The sequence below is a fragment of the Flavobacterium sp. genome (genome assembly GCF_039916025.1).
Lineage (GTDB): Bacteria > Bacteroidota > Bacteroidia > Flavobacteriales > Flavobacteriaceae > Flavobacterium.
Genome location: NZ_JBDSMB010000204.1, coordinates 1 through 1979, shown reverse-complemented (window position 1 = coordinate 1979; position 1979 = coordinate 1). Strand labels below are relative to the sequence as shown.

2 protein-coding genes and 1 pseudogene are annotated in these 1979 nt (G+C 33.6%); 2 read left to right on the top strand and 1 reads right to left on the bottom strand.

Translation table 11 applies throughout. The features are described 5' to 3' along the window. On the top strand, positions 1-415 hold a 415-nt coding region (locus tag ABIQ27_RS14435), incomplete at its 5' end, for a DUF1761 domain-containing protein (RefSeq protein ID WP_348034620.1). A 59-nt stretch (positions 416-474) separates the two neighbouring features. Beyond that, on the top strand, positions 475-1620 hold the full coding sequence (locus ABIQ27_RS14430; protein WP_348034619.1) for an 8-amino-7-oxononanoate synthase: 1146 nt from the start codon (positions 475-477) through the stop codon (positions 1618-1620). 88 nt (positions 1621-1708) lie between these two features. Here ABIQ27_RS14430 and ABIQ27_RS14425 read toward each other — a convergent pair. Then, positions 1709-1979, bottom strand: a pseudogene (locus ABIQ27_RS14425) (ABC transporter ATP-binding protein); the annotation flags it as partial.

Genomic DNA, 1979 nt, shown 5'->3' with positions numbered 1-1979 from the left:
TAATCCGAAAGTTTTTGGTGGAATCTGGATGCGGGAAACCGGAATAACACCTGACGAAGAATCATCACCTAACATGGCACTTGTAATGGGAATGTCGATTATCTACGCATTTTTTATTGCATTTATTTTACAGATGCTGTGCATCCATCAATTTGGCGCATTAGGAATGGTGGGAGGTGATCCAGCCAAAGCTTTGCCATCTTATAATGCATTTATGGCAGATTACGGAACTGCATTCAGAACATTCAAACATGGTGCTTTACATGGTTTTATGACAGGATTATTTATGATTCTTCCAACAATAGGTACTACTGCTTTATATGAAAAAAGAAGTTTCAAATATGTAATGATAACAGGTGGTTTCTGGATTGTTTGCTTCATGATTATGGGAGGAATAATCTGTATGATGCAGTAATTTAACATAATTTATTAAACTAATCGCTCTACATTTGTAGGGCGATTTTTTTTAGCTTATTGAAAACAACTACTTATAAAATATATTCCTCAATTGCTCAACTTCCCAGTACCTGGGACGAAGTTGCCTATGAAAATGCTTTTCTGCAAACACACTATTTAAAAGTTTTAGAAGAATCGGCACCAACAAACATGCAGTGTTTTTACATTGGTATTTTTAAAGAATCGGAACTTATTGGAGTCGCGTTGGCGCAATATCTTAATTTGAATAAACTGGAATCGTTTGGCGAAAGAGATAAATGTTTTAAAACTTATATCCGGAATTTTGTCTTCAGAAATTTTGGCTCACACGCTTTATTTCTAGGCAACAATATGATAACGGGACAAAATGGTTATGTTTTCAATAAAAAAATTGATATAAAAAGCGTTGGTGAATTACTGAACGAATGTGCTAATGAGATTACGCTTTACTTCAAAAAACAAAATATAAAAATTCACATCGTTTCTTTCAAAGATTTCTATCAGGATTGCTCTGCTGAACTCAAGAAATCCGCTTTTTCTAAAATGTATGAGTTCAATACGCAGCCGAATATGATTTTTAAACTGCTGCCACAATGGAAAACAAATGAAGATTATGTCGCTTCATTTTCTAAAAAATACCGTGACCAATACAAACGCGCACATAAAAAATTTGAAGGTATAGAAACCCGCGAATTATCTTTGGATGATATCATTTCACAAGAGAGCAGAATTTATGAATTGTATCATCATGTAGCTAAGAATGCGCCTTTCAACACTTTCTTTTTGGCCAAAAATCATTTCTCATCCTTTAAAAAACAATGTGGAAATGGATTTATTCTGGTTGGTTATTTTTTGAATAAAGAATTGATTGGTTTCCACACGTTATTGCTCAACGGAATAACTTTAGAAACTTACTTTTTGGGTTATGATGAACAGGTGCAAAAGGAAAAAATGCTCTATCTGAACATGCTTTACAACATGACAAAATATGGCATTGAGAATCAATTCAAAGAAATAATATTTGGAAGAACCGCTTTAGAAATTAAAAGCTCCATTGGCGCTGAACCCGTTGTGATGTCTGGATTTATTTATCACAACAACAAATTGATTGATAAATATTTTGACAAAATATTTCCGAGACTTGAGCCAAACTTAGCCTGGCAACAACGACATCCGTTTAAGTAAAATTCCAATATTTGAAATTCCAAATTCCAAAAAAAAAATTGAAACTGGATTATATGATTACTGAAAACTGAGACTGAGACTGAAAACTCTACAACAAATCAATTTCGCCTTGAACAGTTTCCCAATCTTCCAGAAGTTGATCCAATTCTTTTTTCTTTTTATTGTATGCCATAAAAAAATTAGCATCCTCGCTATGTTTGTCATAGTTTGAAGCCAAGGCTTTATCGTCATGCTGAATATCGATTTCCAAGTGTTTGATTTGGCTTTCTACTTTGCTCAAGCGGTTTTGCAGTGATTTGCTTTTCTTTTGATCTTCATAGGAAAGTTTGGTTGTTTCTTTTGGAGCTTCTTTTTTGACA